Source organism: Amycolatopsis bartoniae (assembly GCF_014191255.1).
GTDB classification, from domain to species: domain Bacteria; phylum Actinomycetota; class Actinomycetes; order Mycobacteriales; family Pseudonocardiaceae; genus Amycolatopsis_E; species Amycolatopsis_E bartoniae.
Genome location: NZ_JACHWH010000004.1, coordinates 122,872 through 146,270 on the forward strand (window position 1 = coordinate 122,872; position 23,399 = coordinate 146,270).

Annotated in this window: 23 protein-coding genes; 16 read left to right on the forward strand and 7 right to left on the reverse strand. The window is 71.1% G+C overall.

Annotated features, from left to right (window positions below; translation table 11 throughout):
* The first annotated feature begins 45 nt into the window (after positions 1-45).
* Entirely contained in the window at positions 46-1,512 is a 1,467-nt protein-coding gene (locus FHX82_RS21935) for a class I adenylate-forming enzyme family protein (protein ID WP_145937919.1), read from the forward strand.
* A gap of 75 nt (positions 1,513-1,587) precedes the next feature.
* On the opposite strand, the gene FHX82_RS21940 is transcribed toward FHX82_RS21935, so the two are convergent.
* A complete protein-coding gene (locus tag FHX82_RS21940; protein WP_145937920.1) occupies positions 1,588-1,968 on the reverse strand; it encodes a hypothetical protein in 381 nt (126 codons plus the stop codon).
* Positions 1,969-2,155: 187 nt separating this feature from the next.
* On the opposite strand from FHX82_RS21940, the gene FHX82_RS21945 reads away from it, so the two are divergent.
* The gene (locus FHX82_RS21945) at positions 2,156-2,725 is read left to right on the forward strand and encodes a helix-turn-helix domain-containing protein (RefSeq protein WP_145937921.1); all 570 of its coding nucleotides are present in this window, start codon (positions 2,156-2,158) and stop codon (positions 2,723-2,725) included.
* A gap of 187 nt (positions 2,726-2,912) precedes the next feature.
* On the opposite strand, the gene FHX82_RS21950 is transcribed toward FHX82_RS21945, so the two are convergent.
* Together FHX82_RS21950 and FHX82_RS21955 are read right to left on the reverse strand one after the other, a co-directional pair.
* Positions 2,913-4,058, reverse strand: coding sequence for a serine hydrolase domain-containing protein (locus FHX82_RS21950; RefSeq protein WP_229881333.1), 1,146 nt, complete (start codon positions 4,056-4,058; stop codon positions 2,913-2,915).
* A 31-nt stretch (positions 4,059-4,089) separates the two neighbouring features.
* Entirely contained in the window at positions 4,090-4,626 is a 537-nt protein-coding gene (locus FHX82_RS21955; protein ID WP_145937922.1) for a peroxiredoxin-like family protein, read from the reverse strand.
* Between the two features lie 74 nt (positions 4,627-4,700).
* Here FHX82_RS21955 and FHX82_RS21960 point away from each other — a divergent pair, with 74 nt between their 5' ends.
* Positions 4,701-5,318 carry a TetR/AcrR family transcriptional regulator gene (locus FHX82_RS21960; protein ID WP_145937923.1) on the forward strand — a complete coding sequence of 206 codons (618 nt, stop codon included), beginning with the start codon at positions 4,701-4,703 and terminating at the stop codon, positions 5,316-5,318.
* Here FHX82_RS21960 and FHX82_RS21965 read toward each other — a convergent pair.
* Entirely contained in the window at positions 5,293-5,697 is a 405-nt protein-coding gene (locus tag FHX82_RS21965; RefSeq protein WP_145937924.1) for a DUF2000 domain-containing protein, read from the reverse strand. The two genes, FHX82_RS21960 and FHX82_RS21965, sit on opposite strands and share 26 nt — an antisense overlap.
* A 62-nt stretch (positions 5,698-5,759) precedes the next feature.
* Between FHX82_RS21965 and FHX82_RS21970 the strand changes: the two genes are divergently transcribed.
* The 5 genes from FHX82_RS21970 to FHX82_RS21990 are packed head-to-tail and all read left to right on the forward strand — an operon-like array spanning position 5,760 to position 9,571.
* The gene (locus FHX82_RS21970; RefSeq protein WP_145937925.1) at positions 5,760-6,563 is read left to right on the forward strand and encodes an AraC family transcriptional regulator; all 804 of its coding nucleotides are present in this window, start codon (positions 5,760-5,762) and stop codon (positions 6,561-6,563) included.
* A gap of 13 nt (positions 6,564-6,576) precedes the next feature.
* A complete protein-coding gene (locus tag FHX82_RS21975) occupies positions 6,577-6,888 on the forward strand; it encodes an ArsR/SmtB family transcription factor (RefSeq protein ID WP_145937926.1) in 312 nt (103 codons plus the stop codon).
* Complete coding sequence (locus FHX82_RS21980; RefSeq protein WP_145937927.1) at positions 6,888-7,661, forward strand: SRPBCC family protein; 774 nt, start codon at positions 6,888-6,890, stop codon at positions 7,659-7,661. Before FHX82_RS21975 ends, FHX82_RS21980 begins: the two co-directional genes overlap by 1 nt.
* Before the next feature lie 49 nt (positions 7,662-7,710).
* Positions 7,711-9,351, forward strand: a complete 1,641-nt coding sequence (locus tag FHX82_RS21985) for an acyl-CoA carboxylase subunit beta (RefSeq protein WP_145937928.1) — start codon at positions 7,711-7,713, stop codon at positions 9,349-9,351.
* 7 nt (positions 9,352-9,358) lie between these two features.
* Positions 9,359-9,571, forward strand: coding sequence for an acyl-CoA carboxylase subunit epsilon (locus FHX82_RS21990; protein ID WP_145937929.1), 213 nt, complete (start codon positions 9,359-9,361; stop codon positions 9,569-9,571).
* A gap of 3 nt (positions 9,572-9,574) precedes the next feature.
* Here the strand turns inward: FHX82_RS21990 and FHX82_RS21995 are convergent, their stop codons facing one another.
* Positions 9,575-10,822, reverse strand: a complete 1,248-nt coding sequence (locus FHX82_RS21995) for an MFS transporter (RefSeq protein WP_229881335.1) — start codon at positions 10,820-10,822, stop codon at positions 9,575-9,577.
* Between the two features lie 59 nt (positions 10,823-10,881).
* On the opposite strand from FHX82_RS21995, the gene FHX82_RS22000 reads away from it, so the two are divergent.
* On the forward strand, positions 10,882-11,532 hold the full coding sequence (locus FHX82_RS22000; protein WP_145937930.1) for a GntR family transcriptional regulator: 651 nt from the start codon (positions 10,882-10,884) through the stop codon (positions 11,530-11,532).
* On the opposite strand, the gene FHX82_RS22005 is transcribed toward FHX82_RS22000, so the two are convergent.
* Positions 11,529-14,516 (reverse strand): NACHT domain-containing protein, encoded by a 2,988-nt coding sequence (locus FHX82_RS22005; protein WP_145937931.1) that lies wholly within the window; start codon positions 14,514-14,516, stop codon positions 11,529-11,531. The two genes, FHX82_RS22000 and FHX82_RS22005, sit on opposite strands and share 4 nt — an antisense overlap.
* A 160-nt stretch (positions 14,517-14,676) precedes the next feature.
* Between FHX82_RS22005 and FHX82_RS22010 the strand changes: the two genes are divergently transcribed.
* From FHX82_RS22010 to FHX82_RS22035, 6 genes are all read left to right on the forward strand, one after another.
* A complete protein-coding gene (locus tag FHX82_RS22010; protein ID WP_229881337.1) occupies positions 14,677-15,309 on the forward strand; it encodes a PadR family transcriptional regulator in 633 nt (210 codons plus the stop codon).
* Positions 15,293-16,750, forward strand: coding sequence for a DHA2 family efflux MFS transporter permease subunit (locus tag FHX82_RS22015; RefSeq protein WP_145937932.1), 1,458 nt, complete (start codon positions 15,293-15,295; stop codon positions 16,748-16,750). The genes FHX82_RS22010 and FHX82_RS22015 overlap by 17 nt, the downstream gene beginning before the upstream one ends.
* 2 nt (positions 16,751-16,752) lie before the next feature.
* Positions 16,753-17,367, forward strand: a complete 615-nt coding sequence (locus FHX82_RS22020) for a Maf family protein (RefSeq protein WP_145937933.1) — start codon at positions 16,753-16,755, stop codon at positions 17,365-17,367.
* A gap of 75 nt (positions 17,368-17,442) precedes the next feature.
* Positions 17,443-18,774 (forward strand): dicarboxylate/amino acid:cation symporter, encoded by a 1,332-nt coding sequence (locus FHX82_RS22025; protein ID WP_145937934.1) that lies wholly within the window; start codon positions 17,443-17,445, stop codon positions 18,772-18,774.
* 81 nt (positions 18,775-18,855) lie between these two features.
* Positions 18,856-20,316: a class I adenylate-forming enzyme family protein gene (locus tag FHX82_RS22030; protein ID WP_145937935.1), complete on the forward strand. Its 1,461-nt coding sequence runs from the start codon at positions 18,856-18,858 to the stop codon at positions 20,314-20,316.
* A gap of 20 nt (positions 20,317-20,336) precedes the next feature.
* A complete protein-coding gene (locus FHX82_RS22035) occupies positions 20,337-20,774 on the forward strand; it encodes a pyridoxamine 5'-phosphate oxidase family protein (protein ID WP_145937936.1) in 438 nt (145 codons plus the stop codon).
* 2 nt (positions 20,775-20,776) lie between these two features.
* On the opposite strand, the gene FHX82_RS22040 is transcribed toward FHX82_RS22035, so the two are convergent.
* Positions 20,777-21,430 carry a hypothetical protein gene (locus FHX82_RS22040; RefSeq protein WP_229881339.1) on the reverse strand — a complete coding sequence of 218 codons (654 nt, stop codon included), beginning with the start codon at positions 21,428-21,430 and terminating at the stop codon, positions 20,777-20,779.
* Positions 21,431-21,591: 161 nt separating this feature from the next.
* On the opposite strand from FHX82_RS22040, the gene FHX82_RS22045 reads away from it, so the two are divergent.
* On the forward strand, positions 21,592-23,382 hold the full coding sequence (locus tag FHX82_RS22045; protein WP_145937937.1) for an acetyl/propionyl/methylcrotonyl-CoA carboxylase subunit alpha: 1,791 nt from the start codon (positions 21,592-21,594) through the stop codon (positions 23,380-23,382).
* Positions 23,383-23,399 lie beyond the last annotated feature (17 nt).

The following is a 23,399-nucleotide window of genomic DNA, read 5'->3' on the forward strand; positions in this document are numbered from 1 at the left end:
CTCTGGTACAACGGCGGCAGAACGACAGCTGCGGACGGAGATCCGATGACAGAAGTCTTCCCGCGCGCATTTCTCGACGCACTTCAGGCGAATTCCGACATTCCGGCCTTTGAATGCGGTGGCCGCGTGGTGTCCCGGGCCGGGCTGCTCGACCTGGTCGCGCGGTACGCCGGTGGGCTGCACGCCGCTGGTCTGGACCACGCGGGAGTCGCGGTCGCCACCGGGGTGACGCCCGAGGGCTTCGCGGTCCGGCTGGCCGCCCACGTGCTCGGGTGCCGCGTGGTCGTCGTCAACACCGGACTGCCGCCGGCACACGCGGCCCACGTCCTCGCCGACTCCGACGTGCTGATCGCCGACGAGAGCGTGCCGCCGGAACTCCTTGCGGCAGCGAGGAAAGTGCTGCCGCTGGGCGAACTTCCCGCGGCCCCGATGCCGCTGGAACCGCGGGGGCGGCCGGAAGACCTCGCCGTCGTCACGTACACCAGCGGCAGCACCGGACTGCCGAAGGGCGTCGAGTTCACGTACGCGGCGATGAGCGCGTACTGGGCCTGGCAACCGGACGGCTGGACGGCCGACACCCGGCGGCTCGCCGAGCGGTACCGGCGGTACCTGCTGTTCGGCACGCTCGCGAGCGCGGTGATGGTGGAGCACCTCGCGTTCTGCCTGCTCGGCGGCGGCACGGCGGTGATCCCGGACGCGCTGCCGATGTTCCCCCAGGTGCTCGAACAGCTGCGCGTCACGGCGGTGCTGGTGACCGTGCCGCGGCTCCACGCGATCCTCGACGAACTGCGCGAGCAGGAGGTCGACCTGACGTCGCTGCGGTCACTGCTCGTGGCCGGTTCCCCGCTGCCGCCACACCGGCTGGTGGCGGCGTACGACCTGATCGGTGACGCGGTGCACCACGGCTACGGGCAGACCGAGACCGGCATGCTGTGCCTGCTCACCGCCGAGGAGGCGGCGGCGTATCCGGAGGCCGCGGCGTCGGTGGGCCGGCCGTGGACCGGGGTCGAGCTGGAAGTCCGTGACGAGCAGGGGAACCCGGTGCCGGCGGGGACGCCGGGTGAGATCTGGGTCCGCACGGCCAACGCGTTCCGCGGTTACCGCGGTGCGGACGAGGGCGAGGTGCTGCGCGACGGCTGGGTGCGCACGCGCGACCTCGGCCAGGTGGACGAGCGCGGTTACGTCTACCTGGCGGGACGGGCGCGGGACGTGATCATCGTGAACGCGATCCTGCACTACGCCGGGCCGATCGAGAACGCGCTCACCACGCACCCGGACGTCGACGAGGCGTACGTGGTCGCCGCGCCGGACGAGCGAACGGGTGAGGCGGCGCACGCGTTCGTGGTCGCGGTGCCGGGCCGCAGCCCGGATCTGGACGCGCTTCGCCTTGCGGTGCGGGAGAAACTCGGCGAAGCGGCGGTGCCGTCGACGATCACGGTGGTCGAGTCGGTGCCGGTCGCGGCGAGCGGCAAACCGGACAAGCGCGCGCTGCTGGCGAGCCTGGACAGGTGAATGGCCCGGCGCTTGCGTGCGCCGGGCCACAGCCCGTGAAGGGTCCGGCGCTCGTGTGCGCCGGACCCTGCCGTGTCAGGCGATCTTCTCGGTCACCGGGGTGCGCACGTCGAGCTGGTGCACCACCCGTTCGGTCGAGGCCTCGTGCACGGTCAGGTCGACCAGTGCGACGAGCACCACGGCCAGCGCGTCCGCGAACACGAGCGCCGGGGTGGTGAACACGAGGGCCGCGATCAGCGACCACAGGCCCACCAGTCCGAGTACGCCGTGCCCGATGCGGGCCGACAGCCTCTTCGCGAGGACCGCGCCCGTTGCCCCGAGGACGGCCAGCCCGGTGGACACCCCGAAGGCGATCCAGCCGGCCACGGGAGCGGTGAACGCCACGGCGGCCACCGCGACGAACGCTCCGGCCAGGATTCCGAGCACATCGACACCGAAACGCGGGTTCAACGACATTGCCAACACCTCCGTCGAGCGGAACGAGTCGGGCAGGTCGTAAGAGCGGCCTGGGCGGCTCAGGTCCGGGACCTTTCCCGGATCTACCTGGGTGAACTGCGATCGCGGGCGGTCTCTTCCCGCGCTCGATGTCTCGTGCGCCACATGCCGATTTGACAAATCGTCTTGCCGAACCTGCAATGTTGAGGTGGACGAGTTCGACGAGGTGTTGACGACGGTGGGCCCGCGGCTGCGGGCGCTGCGCAAGCAACGGGGCGCCACCCTGGCGGGCCTTTCCGAGGCGACGGGCATTTCGGTGAGCACGTTGTCGCGGTTGGAGTCGGGTAGCCGGAAGCCGAGCCTGGAGCTGTTGCTGCCACTGGCCCGGGCGCACCAGGTGCCGCTGGACGAGCTCGTCGGGGCGCCGTGCACGAGTGATCTGCGGGTGCACGGGAAGCCGATCACGCGGGACGGGATGACGATCATTCCGCTGAGCCGCAATCCCGGTGGGGTGCAGGCTTTCAAGCACATCATGCCGGGCGGGCGGACCGAGCCGGAACTGCGGACGCACGAGGGTTACGAATGGCTGTACGTGCTGAGCGGCCGGCTGCGCATCGTGCTGGGGCAGCAGGACACCGTGCTGCGGGCGGGAGAGGCCGCGGAATTCGACACGAGGAACCCCCACTGGTTCGGCAACGCCGATTCACGGCCGGTGGAGTTCTTGAGCCTGTTCGGCCCCCAGGGGGAACGGATACACGTACGGACGAAGAGCCGGTGAGGTTCGGTGGGGGGCAAGAAAGCGTTTTCGCAGGGGCCGCCGCGACCGCTTTTGCGGGAACCTGCGAGCCTGAGAGGCTCACTGTGGACAGCATCCCCCGAGTCGGCGGGAACCGCCTCCCGGGAAGCGCCTCGTCTAACCCGGGGAGAAAGCGCTTTCACCGACACCACCCACCACCCACCTAAAATCACACCACCGCCTGGTATACCGTCGTCCAGAAGTCCGATACCACTGGGTTCTGGTCGGGGAAACCGGCGCGCTGGGTGAGCAGCACGGCGGTCAGCTCCTCCTTCGGGTCCGCCCACCAGGAAGTACCCAGGCCACCGTCCCAGCCGAACTGGCCCGGGGTCCTGGCGATGCCGTCCCGCCGCGTCACCACCCCCACTCCGAAACCCCAGCCACGGTTGTCGAAGTAGCCCGGGAAGAAGCCGGAAAGCGCTTTCTGCTCTGGCGTCAGCTGGTCGGTCGTCATCAGCTCCACCATACGCCGGGACAGCACTTCTCCCCCGCCTCCCAGCAATGCGTGCGCGAAAGCCGAGAGGTCATCCACTGTGGACAATAGTCCTCCGCCGCCCGACAGGAACGGCGGCCGCTTGCTCCACTGTCCCGACGGCTCATCGAAAACCGAGTCATCCGGGCCATAAGCCGTCACCAGACGGTCCACATCGGACGTATAGAAACCAGTGTCCCGCATATCGAGCCGTCCGAAGACCCGCTCCCCCAGCACATCGTCGAGCGGTTTGCCGCACACCCGTTCGAGCAGTACCCCCAGCACATCGGCACCCGTGTGGTAGAGCCACCGCTCGCCCGGCTGGTACGCCAGCGGCAGCTCCCCCAGCCGCCGCAGCCACTCGTCCGGCGCCGGGTACTCCGCCGGGTTCGGCGGCCCCACGGCGACCGACCGCTCCATCGCCGCGGCCTGAAGCGGAGAGGACTCGGGCAGCATCCCGAAACCCATCCGGAAAGTCAGCAGGTCCCGCAACGTGATCGGTCGCCGCGCCGGCACGGTGTCGTCCAGCGGTCCCGCCACGTCACGCAGCACCCGGCGGTCCGCCAGCTCCGGCAGCACGTCGTCGAGGGGGTCGTCAAGTCGCAGCACGCATTCCTCGACGAGCGTCAGCGCCGCGACCGCAGTGATCGGCTTGGTCATCGAACTGATCCGGAACAGCGAGTCGCGCCGCAGCGGCGCGCCGTCGTACGCCTGCGCGCCGACCACATCGACGTGCACCTCGCCGCGCCGGCTCACCATCGTGACGGCGCCGGGGATCGCACCACTTTCGACGTGCCGCGACATGACATCGTGCAGACGGGCCAGCCTGGTCTTCGAGAACATGGTCACATCCCGGGGTCGGAGATCCAGCGTCTCACGTAACAGACCGCCGCGCGCCGAAGAAGTCGTCGGCGTGCGCGAGCAGCTCGTCGACCGACCACTGGTCGTACGCGTGCCGCCCTCGCTTGCTCGCCACGACTTCGCCGCCAGGCGCGATGAGGAAGTCCGCGGGCAACCCCAGCCTGCCGCCGTGCGGCGTGAGCGACGGCAACGGCGCCCGCTTGACAAGACCGGTGACCACGGCGCGGACGATCGTCCCCCAGACCCGCGGGTCCGCCAGCGCCCGCGCCCGGGACTCGACGCCATAGGCCGTGTAGACCCGCTTGTCCGGATCCGCCACCACCGCGAACGGCAGATCCTCCACGTGCACCCGCAACTCGTCCGCCGGCGAGTGGAAGAACACCACCTCCCGGATCCCGGCCCCGACGACCTCCTCGTGCCGCTGGACGAACGACCGCAGGTGCAGGTTGCACACCGGGCACCCCGCGAAGCGGCGGAACTGCAGGTGCACCAGGCGCTCGGGATCGGGCACGGAAATCCGTTCGCCGGTGACGCTCTCGTAGGTCTCCATGACGGCGCCCTCTCGTTAGGAGTACAACGTACGCTCATGACGCTATTCGCGTATCTTGTACGCTGTCAACCGCCATGCCTCGACCCCGTTCGCTGACGCCCGCCCAGCTCGCCACGGCGGCGCTCGCCGTGCTCGACCGCGACGGGCTCGAAGCCCTGACGATGCGCGCGGTCGCCAAGGAGCTCGGCATGGGCACGATGTCGCTCTACCGCTATGTCGACGACCGGGCGCAGCTCGAAGCCCTGGTCGTGGACCTCGTCCTCGACCTCGTCGACCTGGCGCTCCCCCGGACCTCCGCGCACGACCGGCTGGTGCTGCTGGCCGAGCGGGTGCGCGAGGTCGTCGGCGAGCATTCGGCCGTCGTGCCACTGCTGCTCCTCCACCGGCACACGTCGACCGCTTCCCGCCGCTGGGGTGAACTGGTGCTCCAGACGCTCGCCGAAGCCGGGCTGACGGGCCGACAGCGGGTGATCGCCTTCCGCGCGTACCTGAGCTACGTGCTCGGCGCGCTGCAAACAGCGTTCTACAGCCCACTTTCCGGCGCCGGCACGGTGCAACTGTCCACTCAGGACGATTTCCCCGTGCTCGCCGAAACCGCCAGGGCCGCCCGGCACATCGGGCCCGAGGAGGAGTTCCGCGAGGGCCTGGAACTCCTCCTGTCCGGCCTCACGGGTGCAGCGGAAGCCCCTTGAGCGACTTGTCGACCGCGTTGCGCGACCCGTGCACGGCGATCCCCACCAGCGCGAGCTTCTCGGTCGCCACGGCCCGCACCGCGGCGCGGTTGTCCACGTCGTTGCCGGTCGCGAAGAGCTCCTCCGTGTAGACCGCCACCGCCAACTCACGTGCCAGCGCCTGCCCGTGCGCGACCCGGAGCCCGCCCGCATCCGCCTGGTACACCAGCACCGGCTGCCCGAACATCGGCAGGTACTCCTGCCCGGACGCGTCCTCGTACGGCTCGCCCACCGTCTCCGGGAAGCGCGCCGCGATCCCGCTCACCAGGAACGCCGTGACGTTGAGCCGCTGCCACGTCGCCAGGTCGTCCCGCACCACCACCGCGATCTTCGTCTTCATGCCGCCATCCTCACGACCACACGCGTGCCGGTCTTGAACGCTCGTGCGGGACAATCGCGGGCATGGACTGGGCGAGCTACTGGCGGGCACCCGACCGGCCGCTCGAAGCGATGCACGCGCACTTCGAGCGGCACGTCTACCACCGGCACAGTCACGAGACTTACTCGTTCGGCGTCACCGAAACCGGCACGCAGGCGTTCACCTGCCGCGGCGCCGCCCGCGCCAGCGTGGCGGGGATGGTGATGGCATTCAACCCCGACGACCCGCACGACGGCCGGGCGGCGCAGGAGGACGGGTTCACGTACCGCATCGTCCACATCGGACCCGAGCTGGTCGCGGAAGTGTTGCGCGACACCGGCGACCGCACCGTCGGGCTGCCGCTGTTCGCCGAACCGGTCCTGTGCGATCACGCGCTCGCCGACGCCCTGCGCCGCCTCCACGGCTCCCTTTCCGAATCCCGCCTCGCACAGGACGAGGCCCTGCACGCGACGGTTCGAGCACTCGTCCGGCGCGCGTCGACCCGCCCCATCCGCACACACTCCCCGTCCGGCGAAGTCCGGCGCGCACGGGAACTCCTCGAAGCCGCGTACGCCGAAGACCTCCGCGCGGAGGACCTCGCGCACGTCGCCGGTTGCAGCCGCTTCGCGCTGCACCGCGCCTTCGTCGCCGCGTACGGCCTCGCGCCGAGCGACTACCAGCGCCAGCTCCGCCTGCGCGCCGCGCGTCGCCTGCTCACCGAAGGCCGGACGCCCGCCGAAGTCGCCGCGAGCACGGGGTTCGCCGACCAGAGCCACCTCACCCGCTGGTTCAAGCGGTACTACGGCGTCACCCCTGGCCGGTTCTTGACAGCAAACATGCCTCAGTAGTTATATTCATCGTATGGCATCAACGTTCGAGGTGCTGGCCGAGCCCCGCCGTCGGGAGATCCTCGACCTGCTGCGTGTCCGCGAGCGCCCGGTGGGCGACCTGGTCGAGCGGCTGTCCCTCACCCAGCCCGCGGTGTCGAAGCACCTGAAGGTCCTGCGCGAAGCGGGCCTGGTCGAGGTCCGGCAGGACGCCCAGCGCCGCTGGTACCGGCTGCGCGTCGAGCCGCTCGTGGAGCTCGAAGAGTGGCTCGCGCCCTACCGCCGGATGTGGGAGCAGAGCTTCGACGCCCTCGAACGCCACCTCGACAGCCAGGGAGACGACTGATGGACGCGAGGCTCGAAACGGTCGGCGGCAACGCGGTGCTGCGGCTCGAACGGCGGTTCCGGCACCCGGTCGAGAAGGTGTGGCGTGCGATCACCGACCCCGCCGAGATGGCGCACTGGTTTCCCGCCGCCGTCGAGACCGAGCTGACGGTCGGCGCCCCGATGACGTTCACCGTCCCCGGAACGGACCGGTTCCGCGACGGCGAGGTCCTCGAACTGGACCCACCCAAGGTGTACGCGTTCCGGTGGCACCACGACGTGCTGCGGCTCGAACTCGTTCCCGACGGCGACGGCTGCGTCCTCCACTTCACGCAGACCATCGGCGGCGGCCGCCTCACCGCGGGGCGCAACGCCGCCGGGTGGGACTACTGCCTCACCGCGCTCGACGCGCAGCTCGACGGCCGGGAGGCGGAGCCGTTCACCGACTGGACCTCGGTGATCACCTCCTACCTGGACCGCTTCGGCCTGCTCGCGGGCACGCGCACCGACACCACCGAACTGCACTTCGCGCTCGACCTGATCTGGGCTCCCCTCGACCACGCCTGGCAGGTCCTCGCCGCGCGACAGCCGAAGGCCACGAAAGCCGAGCCGCCGCGTCTGCTGGAGCACGACGGCAACCCGGGTCACGTGCGGTGGGAGCTGTTCGCCGACCCCGAGCTCGGTCACCGGCTCGAACTCACCCACGTCCTGCCCGCGGAACACGCCGACGCGGCGCTGGCCGCCTGGCCGGAGCGCCTGAAGGAGCTGTTCGCCGCCGTGCACGCCACCCGGTGAGGTTCACGCCACACGCGAGCCCGGTGAGCAGTCGTTAAGCTCCGAAAACATGAGCAGCGCGACGGAGCCGATCGGGACGCCCCCGGCGGAAGAACCGGACATCCACACGACGGCCGGGAAGCTCGCCGACCTCTACCGCCGCTACGACGAGGCGGTGCACGCGGGGTCTGAGCGGGCCGTCGAGCGTCAGCACGCGAAGGGCAAGAAGACCGCGCGCGAGCGGATCGACCTGCTGCTCGACCCGGGTTCGTTCGTCGAGCTGGACGAACTGGCCCGCCACCGCTCCACGAACTTCGGGCAGGAGCGCAACCGCCCGTACGGCGACGGCGTGGTCACCGGCTACGGCACCATCGACGGCCGTCCGGTGTGCGTGTTCAGCCAGGACGTGACCGTGTTCGGCGGTTCGCTCGGCGAGGTGTACGGCGAGAAGATCGTCAAGGTGATGGACCTGGCGATCAAGACCGGGCGGCCGATCATCGGCATCAACGAGGGCGGCGGCGCGCGCATCCAGGAGGGCGTGGTCTCGCTCGGCCTGTACGGCGAGATCTTCCGCCGCAACACGCAGGCGTCCGGCGTCATCCCGCAGATCTCGCTGATCATGGGCGCGAACGCGGGCGGCCACGTCTACTCCCCCGCGCTGACGGACTTCGTCGTGATGGTGGACCAGACCTCGCAGATGTTCATCACCGGTCCCGACGTGGTGAAGACGGTGACCGGCGAGGAGGTCACGTTCGAGGAGCTGGGCGGCGCGCGGACGCACAACACGAAGTCGGGCAACGCGCACTACCTCGCCTCGGACGAGGAGGACGCGATCGCCTACGTCAAGGAGCTGCTGTCGTTCCTGCCGTCGAACAACCTGTCCGACCCGCCGGTGTTCGACTCGCCCGAGCCCACCGAGGGCTCCATCGCGGACGGCGTCACCGAGACCGACGCCGAGCTGAACACGCTGATCCCGGACTCGCCGAACCAGCCGTACGACATGCACGAGGTGATCACCCGCGTGCTGGACGACGGTGAGTTCCTCGAAGTGCACGAGCTGTTCGCGCCGAACGTCCTGGTGGGCTACGGCCGCGTCGACGGGCACGCGGTGGGCGTGGTGGCCAACCAGCCGACGCAGTTCGCGGGCTGCCTCGACATCGACGCGTCGGAGAAGGCGGCGCGGTTCGTGCGCACGTGCGACGCGTTCAACATCCCGGTGCTGACGTTCGTCGACGTGCCCGGCTTCCTGCCCGGCACCGACCAGGAGTGGAACGGCATCATCCGCCGCGGCGCGAAGCTGATCTACGCCTACGCGGAGGCGACGGTCCCGCTGGTCACGGTGATCACGCGGAAGGCGTACGGCGGCGCGTACGACGTGATGGGCTCGAAGCACCTGGGTGCGGACGTGAACCTGGCTTGGCCGACAGCGCAGGTGGCCGTGATGGGTGCCCAGGGCGCGGCGAACATCGTGCACCGGCGCACGCTGCAGAAGGCGGCCGAGGAGGGCAAGGACGTCGAGGCGTTGCGGGCGCAGCTGATCCAGGAGTACGAGGACACGCTGCTCAACCCGTACGAAGCGGCCGAGCGGGGGTACGTGGACTCGGTGATCGTGCCGTCGCACACGCGCGGCCACGTGACGCGCGCGCTGTCCATGCTGCGGGACAAGCGCGAGACGCTGCCGCCCAAGAAGCACGGCAACATCCCGCTGTGAGGCTGCGATGAGTGACGAGAAACCGTTCCTGCGCGTCGTCCGGGGCAACCCGGACGACGCCGAGCTGGCGGCGCTGGCAGTGGTACTGGCGAGCGTGGGCTCGGCGCCGGCTCCGGCTCCCCGGGGACGTCGGTCGAGGTGGGCCGACCGGGCGCGGCTGCTGCGGGCGCCGCTTCATCCGGGCGAAGGGGCTTGGCGGGCTTCGGGCTTTCCGCGCTGACCCTCAGCCCACCAGCTCCAGTTCCGACCGCCGCGGCTGTATGCCCGCGTGGCGGTGCAGCGTGAGCAGCCGCACCGTGCCTGCCAGCGCCAGCAACAGCACCACCCCGAAGGCCAGGCGGTGGGCCAGTGGCGCCGCGATGCCGTGGGCGACCAGCGCGTCCAGCAGCACGCCGACGCCCAGTTCGGCCACCACGGCGAAGCAGAAACCGCCCATGTTGGCCACGCCGCTGGCGATTCCGGCCTGGTGACCGCGGTTCGACGTGCGCGCCAGGTCGAACGCCAGCATGCTCACGCCGCCCGCGCCGCCGAGCAGGAACAGCACCGGCGCCAGCACCGCCTGCGGTAGCGGCCCGGGCACCGCGACCAGCACCGCCCAGCACGCCACGCTCACCGAGGCCGCCGTCGCGACCAGCCGTCCTCGCAGGTCCGGGCGCCGCGAAGCCACCTGCCCGGCGACCGCGCTGACCAGCGCGAACCCGACCACCACGACGGTCAGCAGCCCGCTCGCCGCGCCCGGCGTGCGGCCCTGCGCGCTCACCAGGTACGGCTGCCCGAGGACCGCCGTGAACGACACGAACGTCCCCATCAGCGTGAAGTGCGACCACATCGCGTGCCGGGTGCCGCGGCTGCGCCACGCGTGCCGCAGGCTCTTCCGCAGCGGCTCACCGCTGACCACGGGCGCGACCCGGCCCCGCGGGCTCTCCTTCAGCAGCAGCCCGACCACCAGCAGCAACACCGCGGTCAGCACGCCCGCGGTCAGGAACGCCGCCGTCCACCCGAACCCGTCGAGCAGCGCGGCGAGCGGCGCGGTGGCGATGAGCTGGCCGAGCCCGCCGATCATCCCGGTGAGCGCCGCGACCAGCGCGTAACGGCGGCCGGGGAACCAGTTCTGCGCCAGCCGCAGCACGTTGACGAACAGGAAGGCGTCACCCGCGCCGATCAGCGCCCGGCCCGTCATCGCGAGCGGGTACGACGTGGCGAGCGCGAACACCGTCGAGCCCACGGCCATCAGCGCCATCCCGGCCAGCAACAACCGCCGGGGGCCGAAGCGGTCGGCCGCCGCGCCGGCGGGGACCTGCAGCAGCGCGTACAGGACCAGCTGCACCACGGAGAACGCGGCCAGTCCGGTGGCGTCGACCGAGAACCGTTCCTGGGCGGTGAGTCCGGCGACCGACAGGCTCATCCGGTGGAACAACGCGGTCAGGTAGCAGAGGGCACCGAGCCCCCACATGAACCACGCCTTGCGCACAGTCGCCTCCCCTGTTGCATCTATCTTGTATCTATCACGGTCCCCGTTACTATGCGCGCATGTCAACGAGGGACCGCTCACAGGGCGCCGCGAGCGAGCGGGCGTACCGCTGGACGAAGGAGCGGATCCTCGACGGGCGGTTCGAGGGCGGCAGGCTGATCAGCGAAGGCGAGGTCGCCGAGGACGTCGGGCTGTCCCGCACGCCCGTCCGCGAGGCGTTCCTGCGCCTGTCCGCCGAGGGCCTGCTGCGGCTGTACCCGAAGAAGGGCGCGCTCGTCGTGCCCGTCTCGGCGAGCGAGGCGGAGGACATCGCCGAGGCGCGGATCTTCCTGGAGCGCCACGCCGCCGCGAAGGTCATCGGCGCGGGACGGCAGCGCGAGGTGGTCGCCGAGATGCGCCGCGTGCTGGCCGAGCAGAAGAGCCTGGAGTGGCCGGACCCGCGGTTCACGACGCTCGACCGCGAGTTCCACGCGGCGCTCGTGCACGCGGCGGGCAACGCGCTGTTCGACGAGTTCTACTCGGGGCTGCGCGACCGGCAGCTGCGGATGGTGCACACCGCACTGCGCCACGCCAACGGCGACCGGCCACGGATCATCCTCGAAGAGCACACGCGCATCTGCGACCTGCTCGAAGCCGGCGACGGTGACGCGCTGCACGACCTGATCTCCGCGCACATCCGCACTGTCGCCAGCCGCATCGAGGCGGACTAGGAACGGGCGCGGGACCGGTGGTGGACGACCACGTGCACGTCCGGCAGCAGCGACCGCAACCGCGCGAGGTCCGCTTCGGGCTTGTGCACCACCAGTTCCGCGAGCGCGGGCAGCTCACGCAGGGCCCGCACCTCGTCCTCGTCCGGCACGCCGTGCACGACGACCTTTTCCAGCCCCGGGAACCGCTCCACGCCGAGCAACGACCGGTACTCCGCGCGCCCGTCGAGCACCAGCTCGGTCAGCGGCAGGCCTTCGGGCAGCGCGTGCAGACCGCGCTCCAGCGCGGGATGCCGGATGGACAACCGCCGCAGCGGTGCACCGGCCAGCGTCGCCAGGCGCGGGGCCCGCAAAGCGCCGAAACCGCCCGTCGTGTGCAGGTGCAGCTCCTCCACCTGCAGTGAAGCGAGCGCGGACAGGTCCCGCAGCGCGCTGTAGCCCGAGATCCACAGCACGCGCAGCGCGTCGCAGCCCGCCAGTCCCGCGAGGCTGTCGGCCACCTCGTTGGACCGGATCTCCAGGTGCCGCAGGTTCGGGATCTCCGCGAGCGGCCGCCTGCCCTCCCGGTCGGTCAGCGCGATGTCGCCAATGAGCTGCACCGCGGTCAGCTTCTTCAGGTGCCGCAACCGGGCCAGCACGTCCCACCGGTGCACCTCCAGCACCAGCTCGCCGAAGTCCACATCGGACAGCAGCGTGCGCGCGTAGTCCTCGGAGTGGTCGAACTGGCGCCACGCCCGCAGCAGCTCGTCGATCACGACGCGGCGGTCGGTGCCGGTGAACGCCTGGATCTTCTCCCACGCCTCCTCGCCGCCGATCAGGGCGAGGGTCCGGATCACGCGTGCGGCGACCTCGGCCCGGTCCGCGCCCGTCTCGTCGGCGTACCTGCCGACCTCCAGGGGCCCCGGCAGCAGGTCCGCCACGAACGTCCCGGCCCGCGCGAGCAGCTCCGCGTCCTGGAACGTGCGCGGCGGGATGAGGCGCCGGACGGCGGCGAGCACGTCGGCACGCACGTGCTCCGGGTCGATGACGTCGACGTACCCCAGTGAGGCCGCGGCCAGCAGCTCCAGCTTGTCGGCCGTCTCCCGGTCCTTGCGTGTCGCGCGCCTGCCCGCCCGTTCGAGCAGCCGCCCCAGCAGCTCGCCCGCCTCCCGCGCCCGTGCCTGCGCGGCGGCCATGAACACGACCTCGTAGAGCGAGTCGTCGTGTGCGTGCTCGATCAGGTAACCCAGCTCACCCGCCTTGACGAACTCGCCCGCGGCCAGGAAGTCGCGGAACGTGCGGTGCACGAACTGGATCCGGTCGTCGCGTTCGCGCAGCAGGCCGGTGCGCTCCAGCATGTGGCGCAGCACCTGCTCGGGCCGCAGCTCGCGCGCCTCCGACCGCAGCCCCGACATCGCCCGGCCGAACCGCTGCTCCGCGACGGGCGCGCTCACCAGCAGCTCGGCGTTGCGCACCATCGGCGCCGCGAACCGCTCCAGCAGGACGACCTTCTCCTTGGTGGAGATCCGCAGCTCGTCCTCGACCGGGATGTCGCGCTGCAGGTCCCACTGCCCGAGCAGCAGTTCCAGCGCCTTGTCCAGCAGCTCCTTGCGGCTCTGCGGCAGGTACATGTTCTCCTGGCGGTACAGCGCGCACAGCAGTGAGCACAGCAACGGACTCGACACCAGGCCGCGCACGTCCGGCCGTGTCGCGAGGCTCTGCACCAGGCGGCGCTCGCAGCCGGCGAGCCACTCCCGCTGCGCGGGATCGCTCTCCAGCGCCCGCGCGGCCTCGTACCAGTGCCCGATGAGGTTGCGCAAACCGTTGCTGCTCAACGGAAGCAGCTCGAACCGCGCGAACCCGCCGCCGGGCCAGTCGTCGGGCACCGCGGACGGGCGCGTGCTCACCACGTAACGCGCGTCCGGATACGCCCGCACCAGACCGGTCAGCCAGCGCCGGACCTCCTCGCGCCGCTCCAGCAGCAGCTCGTCGACGCCGTCGACGAGGACCATCGCCCGCCCGGACCGCAGGACCGAACTGACCCAGCGGTCCGGCTTCTCCCCGGCCAGCGGCGGCGCGGTGGCCGCGACCAGGTCCTCGGGCGAGGGCAGCGGGCGGTCGCCGAACTGGCGCAGCGACACGAAGAACGGCACGTCGTCCCGCCACGGCCCCTCGCGGCCGTCGCGCACCGACACCGCGGCGGTGTGCAGCAGCCACCGCAGGAACGTTGTCTTGCCCGCGCCCGCGCCGCCGAACAGCAGGACCCGCCGGGCCGAGCCGATCGCGTTCGCGCTGTCGGTGCCCGCCCCGGTCAGCTCGACGTCGTCGGCCGAACGCTGGCGGCGGGCGATCGAGGGCGCGGTGTAGAAGTCGTCGAACGCGTACTGCGCCGGGGCGCGGCCGATGCTCACCTGGAACAGCTCGAACGTCGCGTGTTCCTCGGCCACGTAACGCACGTACGCCCGCTCGAACCGGTCCTCGCCCCCAGCGGGCTTGTGCGCCAGGTCCTCGACGCGGTTCTTGAGCTGCTCGACGTCGTTCGCCATGTCGGCGTGCAGCGCCCGCATCACGCCGTCCACCGCCTGCGCGCGCCTGGCGATCTTGTGGCAGCTGTGCCGCAGGAGGCGGTGGTACGCCTCGCGGCCGGAGTCGTCGAGCCCGGCCGAACGCAACGCGGGCCGCCCGGCCGTGCGGACCCGGGCACGCAGGCGGTTGGCGCTCACGAGCACCTTCGGCGGGGCCTCGTCGAGCTGCGCGGCGCGGAGCGACGCGGCGACGGCGTCCTGCACCGCGGCCCATTCGTTGTCCGCGAGCCGGGCGAACTCGACCCGGCGCAGGTCGCCCAGCTCGCGGGCGACCTGGGCCAGCACGCGTTCCGGGTTCGCGAGCTGCTGGCCGCGGGTCCGCTCCACCGCGCGGTCGGCCCCGCGCTCGACGACCCACTGGTGCACGGCGGAGAACGTCGCGCCGAGCGCCCCGAGCAGTGCGGAGGAAAGCGGATCGACCACGTGAGACCCCCCAACGTGCCAGTGCCCCCCGGCCTCCTCACCGTACCCAATCGGTCACGCCCGGTTGGCCGTTTCGGACAGGCTCGACAGCGACACAGTCCACGTCGTATAGTCCACGTGGAATAAACGAGCTGGACTCCTCCGAAGGGACTGATCGATCGTGGCCGCGGCCGGAAAGGCGCTGACGCCCCTCGCGATGGCGATCCTCGAGCTGCTGCACGAAAGACCGATGCACCCCTACGAGATGACCCAGCTGATGCGCCAGCGCCGGGTCGACTTCCGCGTGAAGCTCCGGCCCGGCTCGCTGTACCACACGGTCGAGCGCCTGGAGGCCCAAGGCCACATCGAAGTGGTCGACACGCAGCGCCAGGGCCGCCGCCCGGAGCGGACGGTCTACGCGATGACCGGCAAGGGCCGGGACACCTTCACCGACCAGACGCGGGAGATGCTCGCCACCCCCGCCGAGGAGTACCCGGAGTACCCGGTCGCCCTCTCCGCCGCGGCGGAGCTGGACCGGGACGACGCGCTCGACCAGCTCAGGATGCGGGCGATCAACCTCAAGGCCCGCATCGCCGCGAACCAGTACGTCATCGGCCAGGTGCTCGAAAAGGACCTGCCCCGCATGTACTGGATCGACCACGATTTCGCGCAGCACCAACGCAAGTCCGAACTGGACTGGACCGAACGGCTCATCGCCGACCTCGAGTCCGGCCGGATCCCGTGGCCGGACGAGAACAAACCCCATCTCTCCATCGTGGACGACAAGGACTCCCCCGATGCCAAGACAGGCTAACCCGTGGGCCGCGCTTTCCGCGCTGTGCCTGGGTTTCTTCATGATCCTGCTGGACACCACCATCGTGTCCATCGCGATTCCGGCCATGGTGCGCGAGCTGCACACCACGCTCAACTCCGTGGTGTGGGTGCTCAGCGTCTACCTGCTCACCTACGCCGTGCCGATGCTGTTCACCAGCAGGCTCGGCGACCGCTTCGGCCCCAAGCGCGTGTTCCTCGCGGGCCTCGCGGTGTTCACGCTCGCGTCGCTGTGGTGCGGGCTGTCCGGCTCGGCGGAGATGCTGATCGCCGCCCGCGCGGTGCAGGGGCTCGGCGCCGCGCTGATGACCCCGCAGACGCTGGCGTTCATCACCCACCTGTTCCCGCCTGCCAAGCGCGGTCCCGCCATGGGCCTGTGGGGCGGGGTCGCGGGGCTCGCCACGATCGCGGGCCCGCTGCTGGGCGGTCTGCTGGTGGACAGCCTCGGCTGGGAGTGGATCTTCTTCGTGAACGTGCCGATCGGCGTCGTCGCGATCGTGCTCACCGTCGCGCTGGTGCCGGACTGGCAGCCGAAGCACGCGCACTCGTTCGACGTGCCCGGCATCCTGCTGTCCGCCGCGGGCCTGCTCTGCCTGGTGTTCGGCATCCAGAACGGCCAGCAGTACTCGTGGGGCCGCGTGTTCGGGCCGGTGAACATCCCGGAGATCATCGGCGCCGGCGTGCTGCTGCTCGTCGCGTTCGTGGTCTGGCAGCGCCTCAACAGGCGTGAGCCGCTGCTGCCGCTCACCGTGTTCCGCAACCGGAACTTCTCCGCGGGCACGCTCACCGCCACCGCGATCGGCTTCGCGATGACCGGGATGTTCGTGCCGCTGGTGGTGTACGTCCAGGACGTGCTCGGCATGAGCCCGACGAGCGCGGGCCTGCTGACCGCCCCGATGTCGCTGCTGTCCGGGCTCATCGCGCCGTTCATCGGGCGCCTTTCCGACCGCGTCAACGCGAAGTACCTCGTCGTGGTCGGGTTCCTCGCGCTCGCGGCGGGCCTTCTCGGTGTGGCGCTGCAGGCGCGTGCCGACACCCACCCGTGGTCGCTGGTTCCGGTGCTGCTGCTGTGCGGGATCGGCACGGGCTGCGTGTTCGCGCCGATGAGCAACGTGACGATGAGCTCGGTCGACCGCCGCATGGCCGGCGCCGCGTCCGGGATCTTCAACACGTCCCGGCAGGTCGGCGGCGTGCTGGGCAGCGCCGCGATCGGCGTGCTGCTGCAGGCCCGCATCACCGCGACGATGGCCGCCGAGCACGGCAACGCGCCGGTCGCCCTGACTACCGCGGCCCGCGAGACGATGCTCCTGCCCGCGGCGGTGCTGGTCCTCGGCGCGATCGCGGCGCTGGCGATGAAGCGGGTCGTCCGCGACGCTCCGCCCGCCGCCACGCCGGAGCCGGTAAGCACCACAGCTAACCTCTAGGCGTGCGTTTCGTACTGGCTTCCGCCTCCCCCGCCCGCCTCGCCGTCCTGCGGGCGGCCGGGATCGAACCGAGTGTCGTGGTGTCCGGCGTCGATGAGGACGCCGTCGCCGCGGCGCTCACCGATCCCGCGCCCGCCGAGCTGGTCACCGCGCTCGCGGCGGCGAAGGCGGAGGCGGTCGCCTCGACGCTGGACGGGGACGCGGTGGTCGTCGGCTGCGACTCGATGCTGTCCATCGAGGGCGAGATGCTCGGCAAGCCCGGCACGGTCGAGGTCGCGCGCAAGCGGTGGGCCCAGCTGGCGGGCAACACCGGCGACCTGCTCACGGGCCACGCCGTCCTCCGGCTGGAGGACGGCGTGGTCACCCGGCGCACCACCGGCAGCAACACCACGCACGTCCGCTTCGCCGACCCGTCGCAGGACGAGATCGAGGCGTACCTGGCCACCGGCGAGCCGCTGAACGTGGCGGGCGCGTTCACGCTCGACGGGCTCGGCGGCTGGTTCGTCGAGGGCATCGACGGTGACCCGTCGAGCGTGATCGGCATCAGCCTGCCGCTCACCCGCAGGCTGCTCGCCGAGGTCGGGGTCACCATCCCCGACCTGTGGTCTCTCACATAGTGGAAGGCGGAAGAACCGCGACACGACGGGCGTTGGTGCCCTCCGGTACATCAGAACTTTCCCCGGAGCGCACCCGTGTCCCTGTTACGGACCTATCGCAAGCCCAAGGTCTTCGGTCTCGTCGTGGTCGTCGCACTCGTCGTCGGCGCACTGCTGGGCTTCCTGGCCCGGCAGGCACACCTCGGCTGGCTGAACACCACCCTCAACACCATCGGCTCGATCTTCACCGACCTGCTGCAGGTCACGGTCCTGCCGCTGGTCTTCACCGCGATCGTGCTCGGCATCGTGAGCCTGCGCGGTCTCGGCGGTGCCCGCACGGCGGCCCGCCTCGGCGGCAAGACGGTGCTGTGGTTCGCGACCACGTCGTTCATCGCGGTGCTCATCGGCATCGCGGTCGGCCGGATCGTCAACCCCGGCAGCGGGGTTTCGCTGCAGCCGGACCAGGCCACCGTGCAGAAGCTCGCGTCCCGCGACCACGGTTCGTGGCTGGACCTGGTCGACAACCTCGTGCCGAGCAACCTGTTCGAGGCGTTCGCCGAGGGCAAGATCCTGCAGGTCGTGGTGATCTCGCTGGCCGTCGGCCTCGCCGCGTACAGCCTCGGTGACCGCGCGGAGCCGTTCGTGCGCTTCAACCGCGTGGTGTTCGACCTGGTGCAGAAGGTCCTCGGCTGGATCATCCGGCTCGCCCCGATCGGCGTGCTCGGCCTGATCGGTCACGCGTTCGCGACCTACGGCGACCAGTTCGTGCGGCCATTGCTGTCGCTGATCGTCGCGGTGTACGCCGGCACGCTGCTCGTGCTGTTCGGGGTGTACCCGCTGCTGCTGCGCTTCGTCGGCAAGGTGAGCCCGGCGTTGTTCTTCCGCAAGGCGTGGACGGCGCTGCAGTTCGCGTTCGTGTCGCGGTCCTCGGGCGCGACGCTGCCGCTGAGCAGGCAGACCGCGGTGAACCTCGGCGTCGACCCCGGTTACGCGAGCTTCGCGGTGCCACTGGGCACGACGACGAAGATGGACGGCTGCGCGGCGGTCTACCCCGCGGTGGCGAGCATCTTCATCGCCAACCTGTTCGGCATCCACCTCGGTTTCGGCGACTACGTGCTGATCGTCGTGGTCGCGGTGTTCGGCGCGATCGCGACGGCGGGCGTCACCGGCTGGTTCACCATGCTCACGCTGACACTGAGCACTTTGGACCTCCCGCCGGCGGTGATCGCCACGGGCATCGCGGTGATCTACGGCATCGACCCGATCCTCGACATGATGCGCACGGCCACGAACGTCGCGGGGCAGATCGCGATCCCGACATGGATCGCCCGCACCGAGAACCTCCTCGACGACGAGATCCTCCACTCGCACACCACGCCCCCGCTGCTGGGCGAGCCGGAGCCGGAGCGGGAACCCGTCCGGGCCTAGTGGTGAAGGATCTTCCGACTTCCGGGCAGATCCGCGAAATCCCACCCGCATGCCCGCCGGGTTCCCGGCAACCTGGCGGGCATGCCTGAGAACGTGGCGCAGCGCTTGGCGGAACACACCCGTGCGCGGGGTTGGGATGACCGCGTCGCCTTCGTGGCCGACGGTCGCGATTGGACGTTCGCGGAGGTCTTCGACGGCGCGGCACGCGTCGCGAACGGTTACCTGGCAGCGGGATTGCGACCAGGTGACCGCGTACTGCTCGCCCTGCCGGACAGCATGGAAATGGTGTGGTGCCTGCTGGGCGCCTGGCAGGCCGGTGTCGTCGCGGTACCGGTGAACGTGCAGATGAGCCGCGAGGACCTGGAACGGGACGTGCTGACCGCGGAGCCGGCACTGGCCGTGGTCGACCCGGAGACCGCGGGCTGGCTCGACACCGCCGGACTGGTCCGGACCACTCGCGCCGAGCAGCTGACCGCCGCGGCACCCGCCACCGGGTTCACCGCGGGCGGTGACGCTCCGGCGCTGGCGCTGTTCACCTCGGGCACCACGGGCAAGCCGAAGCTGTGTTTCTTCCTCCACCGCGATCTCGGCACGCGACTGAGCACGGACGGCGCCGGTGTCGTCGGGCTCTCGGTGTCCCGCATGTACTTCTTCGGCGGCCTGAGCGCCTCGGTGCTCGCCACGCTCGGAATCGGGCAGACCTCCGTGCTGTCGCGCCCGCGCGCGACTCCGGCGGCGGCGATCGAGCTCATGCGCACGCACGCGGTCACGCGGTTCTTCGGCCAGCCGAGCTTCCTGGCGCGGCTGCTGCTCGAACCCGGTGCGGCCGAGGTGCTCGGCGCGCTGCGGGTGGCGATCTGCGCCGGGGAGGTGCTTTCGCAGCGCCTGCGCGAACAACTGGTGCCGATCCTCGGCGAACGGCTGATCAACGGCTACGGCGCCACCGAAATCGGCGGGATCGCCATCGGCAGGCCCGCCGACTACGACACTCCCTCGGCCGTCGGGCCGCCGCACGAGGGCCGTCCGGTGCGGATCGTCGACGCCGAGGGGCAGGTGCTGCCGACCGGGGAACGGGGTGAGCTGCACATCCGCGTCCCCTTCGCCACCCGCGGCGTCGCGCGGGGCGGCCTCGGCCCGGACCAGCTGGTCGACACGTGGTGGCCCACCGGCGACCTCGCGTCGCTCGACGAGGACAACGTCGTGCACGTCCACGGCAGGCTCGACGACGTCGAGGTGATCGGCGGCCAGAACGTGGTGCCGGGCGAGGTCGAACGGCTGCTGGAAAGCCACCCGGGCGTGCTCGAAGCGGCGGTCAGCGCCGTCCGGCGCGAGGTCGGGCACACCAGCCTGCGCGCCTACGTCGTGCCGGTCCCCGACGCCGAGCCGGACATCCTCGGCGCGCAGCTGCTCGACCTCGCCAAGACGCGGCTGTCCTGGTACAAGGTGCCCGACGACATCGTGTGGCTGGCTGCCCTGCCCCGGAACGGAAACGGCAAGATTCTGCGCCGCCACCTCCGCGCGGAGGGCAACCAGTTCGTCTGAGACGTGCCATCGTAGGGCGCATGACTGCATGGCAGGACGTGGAAAAGGCGGTACCGGAGTTCGCGGCGCGCGTGCGGGCGTTGTTCGACGCCCGCAAGCACAAGACGATCGCCACCGTGCGGGCCGACGGGGCGCCGCGGATCTCCGGGATCGAGGCGAACTTCGAGGACGGTGACCTGGTGTTCGGCTCGATGCCGGACGCGCGCAAGGGCGCGGACCTCCGCCGGGACCCGCGGTTCGCCCTGCACAGCGCCACCGTCGACCCGGTCGAGGGCGCCGAGGCGCAGTGGCCGGGCGAGGCGAAGATCTCCGGCCGGGCCACCGCCGCCCCGGGTGGCGACGTCTTCCACGCCGACATCACCGAGGTCGTGCACACGCACCTCGACGAGAAGGCCACGAGGCTCGTCGTCGAATGGTGGACGCCCGCGCGGGGCTTGCAGCGGGTGGAGCGCGAATAGGGCTAAGGACAGGCCCGCAGGTCCGACGCCAGCACCCGCACCTGCGGCCAGCCCCGCAGCTGCGCCGGATAGCTGTACTTCCGCGTGCAGCCGACGACACTGCCGTCCAGCGCGTACACCCGCGCGAGCGCCGGGGACGACTGCACCACCACGACCTCCGGCGCGTCGTCGTTCGCGACGTTGCCCAGCTCGATGACCCCCGCGTCGGAGAAGTACGGCTTCGCCACCGCACGCCAGTCGCCGTCCCGCTGCACCACCAGCTCGCCGAGCTCGCCGCCGCTGAACGGGGCGCTCACCAGGCACGCGGAGACCGAAGCGGCGACGCACGTCAGCGAGTCCGGGTCGAGCCGGCCACCCAGCTCGGTGATACTGGTCTGGACCACTTGGCCGTCGGCCTGGAACCGGCCGTTGGCGCCCTGCGCATCCGCGAGCAGTTCGACCGCGCCGGCACCCACTGTCCTCGTCGCCAGCAGCTTGCAGGGCCCGTCACCGCAGTCCGTTCCCGGCTGCGCGGACACCGGCGGCACCGGGGCCGCCTCGCGCGGCCGGTCCTCCCGGGCCCGCATCGCGGCCACCCCCACGAGTGCCCCGACGGTGACGATCGCGGCCAGCAGGGCAGTGAGCAACACGGACCGCGGAGCCCGCTTCGCGTCCACCCACCGCTCCTTCCCCCTGACCGATCGTGCCCAGCGTAAGCGTGAGCCGCCTCTCACCGCACGGGGACACCAGGCCCGTAAACTGCGGTGAGGCCCCGTGCCAGGCGCCTTCGACAGGACGCCCCGGGGCGGGGAGCGGAACTCTTTTCGGAGGTAGCGGCGTGCCCGAGCAGTCCATCGGTGGACCGGTCACCAAGATCCTGGTCGCGAACCGCGGCGAGATCGCGGTCCGCGTGATCAGAGCGGCCAAGGACGCGGGATTGCAGAGCGTCGCCGTGTACGCCGACCCCGACCGCGAAGCCCCGCACGTGCGGCTGGCCGACGAGGCGTTCGCGCTCGGCGGCACCACCGCGGCGGAGAGCTACCTGGTCATCGACAAGCTGATCGACGTCGCGAAGCGCTCCGGCGCCGACTCGGTCCACCCCGGCTACGGCTTCCTCTCGGAGAACGCCGACTTCGCGCAGGCCGTGATCGACGCGGGCCTGACCTGGATCGGCCCGAGCCCGCAGGCCATCCGCGACCTCGGCGACAAGGTCACCGCCCGCCACATCGCGATGCGAGCCGGCGCGCCGCTGGTCCCCGGCACCAAGGAGCCCGCGAAGGACGCCGACGAGATCGTCGCGTTCGCGCGGGAGAACGGCCTGCCGGTCGCCATCAAGGCGGCGTTCGGCGGTGGCGGCCGCGGTCTCAAGGTCGCGCGCACCATCGAGGAGATCCCGGAGCTGTTCGAGTCCGCCACCCGCGAGGCCGTCGCCGCGTTCGGCCGCGGCGAGTGCTTCGTCGAGCGCTACCTGGACAAGCCCCGGCACGTCGAGGCGCAGGTGCTGGCCGACCAGCACGGCAACGCCGTCGTCGTCGGCACCCGCGACTGCTCCCTGCAGCGCCGGCACCAGAAGCTGGTCGAGGAGGCGCCCGCGCCGTTCCTCACCGACGAGCAGCGCGCCACGATCCACAGCTCCGCCAAGGCGATCTGCAAGGAGGCCGGCTACTCCGGCGCCGGCACGGTCGAGTACCTCGTGGGCACCGACGGGACCATCTCGTTCCTGGAGGTCAACACGCGGCTGCAGGTCGAGCACCCGGTGTCCGAGGAGACCGCGGGCATCGACCTGGTGCGCGAGATGTTCCGCATCGCGCGCGGCGAGAAGCTGCGCTTCACCGAGGACCCGGAGCCGCGCGGTCACTCGATCGAGTTCCGCATCAATGGCGAGGACGCGGGCCGCAACTTCCTGCCCGCGCCCGGCACCGTCACCAAGCTGGTGTTCCCCGAGGGTCCTGGCGTCCGCGTCGACTCCGGCGTGCACACCGGCAGCGTCGTCGGTGGCCAGTTCGACTCGATGCTCGCGAAGCTGATCGTCACCGGTACCGACCGGGAGAACGCGCTGGAGCGCAGCCGCCGCGCGCTGGACGAGCTGGAGGTCGAGGGCCTGGCCACGGTCGTGCCGTTCCACCGCGCGGTCGTGCGTGACCCGGCGTTCGTCGGCGACGGCGAGTCGTTCAGCGTGCACACCCGCTGGATCGAGACCGAGTTCGACAACCGGATCGAGCCGTTCACCGCGCCCGGCGAGGTCGAGGAGGAAACCGGGCCGCGGCAGACCGTGGTGGTCGAGGTCGGCGGCCGCCGCCTCGAGGTCTCCCTGCCCGGCGACCTGGCGCTCGGCGGCGGGGGCAACGGCGGTGGGGCGGCGGCGAAGGCCAAGCCCCGCAAGCGTTCCGGCGGCGGCACAGCCGCGGTCAGCGGGGACGCCGTGACGGCGCCGATGCAGGGCACCATCGTCAAGGTCGCCGTCGAAGAGGGCCAGCAGGTCGAGGCCGGCGAGCTGGTCGTCGTGCTGGAGGCGATGAAGATGGAGAACCCGGTGACGGCGCACAAGGCGGGCACGGTCACCGGCCTGTCCGTCGAGGTCGGCGCCGCGGTCACTCAGGGCGCCGCCCTGCTCGAAATCAAGGACTGAAGGCAACCGCCGGGCAT